The following is a 7,513-nucleotide window of genomic DNA, read 5'->3' as shown; positions in this document are numbered from 1 at the left end:
TCCCGCTCGGCGGCCCACACGGGGTTGGGGAGCCGCGGGGCCTGTTATCGGGCGCGGCCCCCCCCCCGCGCCACAGTTCGTACGCGGTCACCGCGCCGTCCTCGTCCGGCGTGACGGCCGTGCGGTCGGCGAGCGCGGAAGCGTCGGCGGGTGACAGATCGGTCAATGCCCCGATGGCCGTCGCGCTGGGTTCCGGCACGAATCCGGAGTGCACCCGGGCCTTGGCCCCGAAGACCGCGCCCTGGGCGAGTTGCGCCTGGTGCTCCCCCGCCGCGGCGCGCAGCGTCGCCAACTCGGCGGACGTGGCGCCGCCGGCGAAGGTGGCGGCGAGCCCGACGCCGCTCCACAGGTCGGCGTGGCGGGCCGGGTCGAACCGGAGGACCGCCGGCGTCACGTCGGCGGGTCGCGCGCCGTGGATGAACCACAGCGCGCGTCCGATGCCCTGGTCCACCGCCCGCGGGAAGTAGTCGGGCCGGCCCAGCCAGGGGTACGGCGCGGGCACCTGCTGCCGGGTCACCCACTTGTCGGTGTGGAAGTAGGCCAGGTCGAAGCCGTAGCCGTCGACCGCCAGCCAGCTCATCGTCGGGTGGTAGGGCGAGTCGGACAGGTCGGGCAGCACCTTGCGCCACAGCGCGCGGGGCAGTCGGGCCATCGCGAACCCGATGCCGATGTAGGCCAGGAACAGGTGCGGGTCGCCGGGGCCGCGCAGGAGGTCGCGCGTGCGCGTGCCGCGGCCCGCCACGTCGCGGATGGTGAGCGCCATCGTCGCGCCCTCGTAGGCGAAGCCGCGCAGGTCCGCGGCGACGATCGCGAGCCTGCGCTCGACCTCCCACTGGTCGCGCGCGTCGATGCCCCACTCGAACCCGCAGACGACCGACTGCGGGATGGCCTCCAGGTGGGCCGCCGAGGGCGAGGACGCGCCGGGGAACCCGCGCGCCTCGAACCCGACCTCCCGCAGCGGCGGCGCCATCACGAGCCGGCGCAACGATCCCAACGTCGTCGACATGTCTGACCCCCAGCGTCGGAGAGTGGTCTGCGGCCGGTGTGGCGAGGGCGGCGCCGCGCGGACGCCCCGGGGAAGAGGGTGACGGACCGAAGGCGGTCGGGCCACGCGTGCGGGCCATCCCACCTCCTCCCGAGGGCTGGGCGGACGGCCACCCGGCGGCGTGACCGGGAGGGCTCCCGGATACCCCTTACAGCATTCGGCGTGGAGCCGGTGCCGCTCTTCTTCGAGAGTGCGCAATTGAGCGGCCGCCTTCATTCCACGCTCCGTGCGCACCGGTCGTGCCTCCATTCGGACGATGCCGCGCCGGCGGTCACGACAAGGCGATCGCGATGTTCCGGGAAAGCGCGCCGGGTCGGTTAGCACAATCGGAGAAGCAATGCCGCCGGCGATCATGCGAGGCTGTTCGCGAGCACGTTTCCGGTTCGTGCCCGGTCGTTCACGCGGCGGGTTCCTCCGCTTTCCCCCGGCCGCGCCCCCTGCCCCACGACGAACTCGCGTCCGCCCCGACGGGCAGGTTTCCGCTCCCGGCGCACGTGGGCCGACCCGACCTCGCCGGCCGGGTCGTCGAGCACGACCCGCGACCCCGCTCGGGCCGGTACGACCGGCGGCTCGGCAACCAGGCCAAGGAAGAGGGGACCGACATGGCCGAGACGAAACCAAGCCCGCCGCGCCACGACCCGAGGGTCGTCGCGGCACCGCGCACGATCCCGTGCACGACCTCCGACGCCCTCGACCGCGCGGCCCTCGGATCGGCGCGGGCGGGGATGTGGCCTCTCACCACCCCCGCGCCCGACGAAGCCCCCACGCCGCGATCCGTCGGCGGCGGCTCCACCGGGTCGGTCGACTCCCCCGGCGTCGCGACCCGCGCCCGCCACGGGGTGCGGTCCGGCGCGGCGTCCACTTCGGACTCCCCGGTCGCCGGGTCGCCGGGCGGCACCGAGGTCGTGCCGACGTGACCGGGTCCGCGGCCGACCTTGGGCGGACTCCCCCGGGGCCGCCCCGCAGCGCGACGTTCAGCCTGCTGCGGAAGCTGGCGGGCGACCGGCTCGACCTGATGTCCTCGGCCGCCGACCGGTACGGCGACGCCGTCCGGATGGCGATCGGCCCGAAGACGCTCTACTTCTTCAACCACCCGGACCACGCCAAGCAGGTGCTGGCCGACAACGCCGACAACTACCACAAGGGCATCGGCCTGGTGCACGCGCGCCGCGCCCTCGGCGACGGCCTGCTGACCAGCGAGGGCGAGCTGTGGCGCAAGCAGCGCAAGGCCACCCAGCCCGCGTTCCAGCACAAGCGCATCGCCGGGAAGGCGCGGGCGGTGGCGGAGTCCGCGGCCCGGCTCGTGGACCGGTTGAAGGCGCGCATCGGCGGTGGGCCGGTCGACCTCATGGGCGAGATGACCGGCCTGACCCTCGACGTGCTCGGCCGGACCCTGCTGGACGAGGACCTGTCGGAGTTCGCCTCGATCGGCCACTCGTTCGAGGCCGTGCAGGACCAGGCCATGTTCGAGATGGTGACGATGAGCGCGGTGCCGATGTGGGTCCCGCTGCCGCACCAGCTCCGCTTCCGCCGTGCCCGCCGGGAGTTGCGGCGCGTGGTGGACGAGCTGTCGGCGCGGCGGGACGCCCACGGCGGCGCCGGCGACGACGTGCTGTCCCGGCTGCTCGTCTCGATCCGCGAGGAGCGGGACCCGGCGTTCGGCACCCAGCGGCTGCACGACGAGCTGGTGACGCTGATGCTCGCCGGGCACGAGACGACGGCGAGCACGCTCGGGTGGACGTTCCACCTGCTCGACCGGCACCCGGAGGTCGCGCAGCGGGTCCGGGCCGAGGCGCGGTCCGTGCTCGGCGACCGGGCGCCCGCCTTCGAGGACCTGCCCGCGTTGCGCTACACCACGATGGTGGTCGAGGAGGCCATGCGGCTGTACCCGCCGGTGTGGATCCTGCCGCGGGTGGCGCAGCAGGACGACGTGGTCGGCGGGTACCGGGTGCCGAAGGGCTCGGACGTGCTGATCTGCCCGTACACCCTGCACCGGCACCCGGCGTTCTGGGAGCGGCCCGCGCGGTTCGACCCGGAGCGGTTCACGCCGGAGGCGAAGCACGGCCGGCCCCGATACGCCTACATCCCGTTCGGGGCCGGGAGGAGGTTCTGCGTGGGCAGCCACCTCGGGATGATGGAGGCGACCTTCACCACCGCCGTGATCGCCCGCGAGCTGGACCTGCGGACGGTGGCGGGCTACGAGGTCGTGCCCGAGCCGATGCTCTCGCTGCGGGTGCGCGGCGGGTTGCCGATGACGGTGCACGCCGCCCGCTGACCGCGCCCCCCATGAGCGGAGGACCCGCCACCCGATCCGGGTGGCGGGTCCTTCCCGTCGGATCCGGGTGGCGGATCAGCTCACGGGTTCGCCCTGCAACGCGACCATCCGCACGTCCAGCAGTGCCAGCAGGACCGGCGGGTCGAGGGCGGAGATGGGGCGCAGCGCCAGGTCGGCCTGCGTCACCGGGACGTCCGGGCGGACGGTGATCGGCCCGCACGAGGCCACGGCGAGCGCCTGGTCGGGGGCGAGCGGCCCCGCGCCGAGCGTCGACTCGCGGCCCAGGGCGACCGAGTGGGCCAGCACGTGCCAGGTGCCCGCCGGCACCGAGTTGAGGACGTACCGGCCGGGCCCTTCCAGCACGGAGCACCGGACCGGCGACCCGTGCGGGAGCCGGTCGGGGAAGAGCCCGACGAAGATCAGACCGGGCGGCCGCCCGGGTAACTCGAGGATCTCGCCCTGCACGGTCGTGGACGACGCGTCGGAGGCCCGCCTCGCCATCGGGATCTCCGGTGCGAAACCACCGAGCTCGCGGTAGGTGGTGGGCGAGACACCGACGCTGTTGCGGAACCTCGAACTGAAGGTGCCGACGCTGGTGTAGCCGACCCGGTGGCTGATGTCGGTGACGGTCAGTGACGTGCACAGGAGCAACCGCTTCGCCTCCTGCAGCCGGATCGCCGAGAGGAACCGGCCCGGCGAGATGCCGGTGGCCCGCTGGAACGCCCGGGAGAAGTGGAACTTGCTGTACATCGCGGTCCGTGCCATGTCGTCGATCGTGAAATGCTCACCAAGATTCTCGTGCATGAAGTCAATCACTCGCCCGATGGCTTTTTCGATGACTTCCTCCACTACTGCCCCCAACTCGTAGACGACACAAGTTGCCCGGTAAAGCGTGCCGCGGTGGCACCACACCGCGGTGCGTGACCTGATGGAAGCGCAACTTCAGCGCGGGCAGATTCGGCATCGGCCGAACCTGCCCGCTTCGGTTTCCCCAGTTCCCCAGCAATTTGTCAAAAAGTCTTTGCCACACGGCAAGCTACCAGGCCGTCCACGGTCTTCGCAAGACGCCCGAACCAGCCGACAACGCCCCGCATTTCCGATCAACGCGGCCGCGGAGAGGTCGCGATCTTGTGAACAACCGGAACGTCCGATCCGGACACCGCGACAGTAATCATCATTGTTCGTCGAACGCCCGCGAAATTTTCGGAGGTAAGGCGGCCGGACGTACTCCAACACGCCTAGCGGAGCACCGCAAAAATAGCATCGGATCCCGGCGGGAGTGTGGTAGGGCATCGCTGACCGGCACATATGGTGACCGGTGGGTTCCGGTCCGGGGTTCATTCCTTCAGCGGTACGCGTTACGACCGGACCCGCCCCGGTGTCGCCGAACGGACCGCGACCGGGGCGCGCCGAAGACCGCACGCACGAAGATGCGTGCGCCTTCGCGAACGTCCGACGATATGACCGACACCGGCTTCCGCGGAAGCCCTTCCGCGCGCCGCGGACAACCCCCGGACGGGTTGTCGGCCTTCTCCCCCCTGACCGCAGGAGGAACACGCCGTGCCACCGGAAATTCCACAGGATGGTCGAACCATGACGCTGGAAGCGTTCGCGGACACGATAGTTCCCGGCGAGAAACGGGCGCCGGACGATCGCGCCATCGCGGGCGCGGCGGCCGGTGGCGGAGCGGTAATCGCGGGCGCGGTCGCATTGCTGGAAACACCGGCCGCCGGAATCGCCGCCGGACTGGACGACCTGACCCGGATGCTGAACGACCACGCGAGCGCGTACGCCGCCGACCGCGGGATCGAACTGGACGGCTCGGTGCCGCCTTTCGTCTCCCTGGCCTACGCCGACCGGATCGCGCTCGTGCACGCCCTGACGTCGCCCGGCCACCCGGAGAAGGACGGTTGGGTGGCCCTCGCGCTGTTCAGCAACATGGCCTTCGACACCGGCGCGCACCTGCCCACCGCCGAGGCGATCGCGGCCGACCACCCGGGCCTGGTCGCGATGGGCTTCGCGAAGCCGGACCCGGACGGCCTCTGGCGGTTCCCCGCCTACTCCTACGGCAGACCGCTGGCCCGCCTGCACCCGGACACCACGCCCTCGGGGAGCCCCGCATGACGACCACCGAGAGCACCGACGTCCTCGTCATCGGCAGCGGGTTCGGCGGCGCGATCGCCGCCTACCACCTCGCCGCGGGCGGCGCGAAGGTCACCGTGCTGGAACGCGGCCCCTGGCTCGAGGGCAAGGACTTCGAGCACGACTTCCTGCTCGGCTCCTCCTACACGCGGATCTTCGACTTCGTGGTCGGGGACGGCATGAGCCTGCTGGGCGGCAACTGCGTCGGCGGCGGCAGCGTCGTCTACTTCGCCGCGATGCCCCGCGCCCCCCGGTTCATCTTCGAGCGCAAGGGCAGCATCGGCCGGCGGATGTGGCCCTCCGCGATCACCCGCGACACCCTGGACCCGTGGTACGACCGGGTCAGCGAGGCGTTGCCCGTGTCCACCCAGACCTGGGACGACGTCAGCTACGCGGGCGGTCTGTTCGCCGCCGCTTGCGACCACGCGGGCCGCACCGCCAACCCCGTGCCGGTGGCGATCGACAAGGCGTTGTGCACCAACTGCAACTGGATGATGGCGGGCTGCCGGTTCGACGCCAAGCGGTCGCTGCTGCTCAACTACCTGCCCGCCGCGGTCGCGCACGGCGCGGAGATCCGCCCGCTGCACGAGGTCCAGCAGATCGGCCGCACCGAGGACGGCGGCTACCGGGTCAGGTACAGCATCGTGCACGACGTCGACTACCGCGTGCACGTCGGCGGCGGCGAGATCGACGCGAAGATCGTCGTCCTGGCCGCGGGCGCGGGCGCCACCCCGGTGATCCTCCAGCGGTCCGAGGCGACGCTCGGCACGATGCCGGACGCGGTCGGCAAGTACTTCTCCGGCAACGGCGAGCGGCTCAACACCGCGATCATCGACGAGGACAAGGCACGCGACCTGCTCGGCCTGAGCCGCGAGGACGGCCTGGCCTACGCCGCCAACCAGATCGGCAAGGGCCCGGTCGTGGCGAGCTGGGACAACCTGGACGGCTCGCTGCCGGAGTTCTCCCGCTACTCGCTGGAGCAGCTGTACTTCCCGCCCGGTTTCGGCACGATCCTGGCCCAGGTGCCCGACGCGAGCGGCCCGTCGTGGTTCGGCGCGGAGAAGAAGCGGATCGTCGAGAGGTGGCAGTCCTGGCTGACCATCTTCTCCATGACCGAGGACGACAACGAAGGCGTGTTCGGCCCTCCCCCGCCCACCGGCAACGCGTACCGGATCTCGCAGCAGATGCTCGGCCGCGGGCCGATCCGGTACCGCCCGACCGAGAACACCCTGTTCGGCTGGCGGCAGTCCGACGCGGCGGTCAAGGAGATCATGGAGCGCGACGGCCTGTCGCGGGTCGAGCCGTGGACCAACGACGTGGTGGGCGCGTACACCGTGCACCCCTTGGCGTCGTGCCGGATCGGCGACGACCCGGCGACCTCGGCGCTGGACGACCGGCACGAGCTGCGCGGCCACCCCGGCATCTTCGTCACCGACGGTTCGGCCGTGCCGGGCGCGCTGACGGTGAACCCGGCGCTGACCATCGCCGCGCTCGCCGAGCGGGCCATGCCCGGCATCGTGCACGCCCTGCGCGAGCGCGGGGTCGACGTGACCTACGGCGCGCCCTCGCCGGAGGGCCGCAACAGCGCGCGCCGGGTCACGGCGACGGTGATCGACTGATTCCGGTCCGGGGTCTCCGGCAAGGGCTCGTCCCACGCCCCTGCCGGCCCTCGGGCCGCGGCCGGACGCGCCGCCGGAGCCGACCGCGAGGCGGGACCTCGCGGACCGCGCCCGGCGGCGTGCCGCGCACAGGACCCGGTGCCGAAGACCTCACGACCCGAACCCCGCCAACCGCCCACAACAGCGCGCCGCGCACAGGACCCCGGGTGCCGAAGACCTGGTCGACGCCGACCGCGAGGCCCGACCCCGCGAACCGCGCCCGGCGGCGTGTTCCGCACAGGACCCGGTGCCGAAGACCTCACGACCCGAACCCCACCAACCTTGGCCGGCACAGGTGGCGCAGGTGCCCGAACCGCTCGGTGTCGCGGCGTTCCACCACCCCGGACGCACGACGGCGGGGCGGGGGGGGTGTGGGGGGGGGTGTGGGCGGGC

At 72.3% G+C, this 7,513-nt stretch carries 6 protein-coding genes; 4 read left to right on the top strand and 2 right to left on the bottom strand.

Translation table 11 applies throughout. From position 1 onward, the window contains the following. On the bottom strand, positions 1-1,006 hold a 1,006-nt coding region (locus ACFXGA_RS36800), incomplete at its 3' end, for a DUF1702 family protein (protein WP_378096636.1). A 533-nt stretch (positions 1,007-1,539) separates the two neighbouring features. On the opposite strand from ACFXGA_RS36800, the gene ACFXGA_RS36795 reads away from it, so the two are divergent. Both ACFXGA_RS36795 and ACFXGA_RS36790 read left to right on the top strand, forming a co-directional pair. Next, a complete protein-coding gene (locus ACFXGA_RS36795) occupies positions 1,540-1,962 on the top strand; it encodes a hypothetical protein (protein WP_378096633.1) in 423 nt (140 codons plus the stop codon). Beyond that, the gene (locus ACFXGA_RS36790; RefSeq protein ID WP_378096630.1) at positions 1,959-3,320 is read left to right on the top strand and encodes a cytochrome P450; all 1,362 of its coding nucleotides are present in this window, start codon (positions 1,959-1,961) and stop codon (positions 3,318-3,320) included. The genes ACFXGA_RS36795 and ACFXGA_RS36790 overlap by 4 nt, the downstream gene beginning before the upstream one ends. Before the next feature lie 75 nt (positions 3,321-3,395). Here ACFXGA_RS36790 and ACFXGA_RS36785 read toward each other — a convergent pair whose 3' ends face one another. Continuing rightward, positions 3,396-4,124, bottom strand: a complete 729-nt coding sequence (locus ACFXGA_RS36785; RefSeq protein ID WP_378096627.1) for a helix-turn-helix transcriptional regulator — start codon at positions 4,122-4,124, stop codon at positions 3,396-3,398. A 789-nt stretch (positions 4,125-4,913) separates the two neighbouring features. On the opposite strand from ACFXGA_RS36785, the gene ACFXGA_RS36780 reads away from it, so the two are divergent. Then, on the top strand, positions 4,914-5,444 hold the full coding sequence (locus ACFXGA_RS36780) for a DUF5987 family protein (protein WP_378096623.1): 531 nt from the start codon (positions 4,914-4,916) through the stop codon (positions 5,442-5,444). Continuing rightward, complete coding sequence (locus ACFXGA_RS36775; protein WP_378096620.1) at positions 5,441-7,081, top strand: FAD-dependent oxidoreductase; 1,641 nt, start codon at positions 5,441-5,443, stop codon at positions 7,079-7,081. Before ACFXGA_RS36780 ends, ACFXGA_RS36775 begins: the two co-directional genes overlap by 4 nt. Positions 7,082-7,513: the final 432 nt, after the last annotated feature.

Source organism: Actinosynnema sp. NPDC059335, from assembly GCF_042752395.1.
Classification (GTDB): domain Bacteria; phylum Actinomycetota; class Actinomycetes; order Mycobacteriales; family Pseudonocardiaceae; genus Actinosynnema.
The sequence above is the reverse complement of the archived record's forward strand: the minus strand, read 5'-3'. Positions and strand labels throughout refer to the sequence as shown.

Bases quoted from the DNA above. Each gene is read 5' to 3' on its own strand.
- ACFXGA_RS36775 (WP_378096620.1), top strand. From the start codon at position 5,441: ATGACGACCACCGAGAGCACCGACGTCCTCGTCATCGGCAGCGGGTTC.
- ACFXGA_RS36780 (WP_378096623.1), top strand. From the start codon at position 4,914: ATGACGCTGGAAGCGTTCGCGGACACGATAGTTCCCGGCGAGAAACGG.
- ACFXGA_RS36785 (WP_378096627.1), bottom strand. From the start codon at position 4,124: ATGCACGAGAATCTTGGTGAGCATTTCACGATCGACGACATGGCACGG.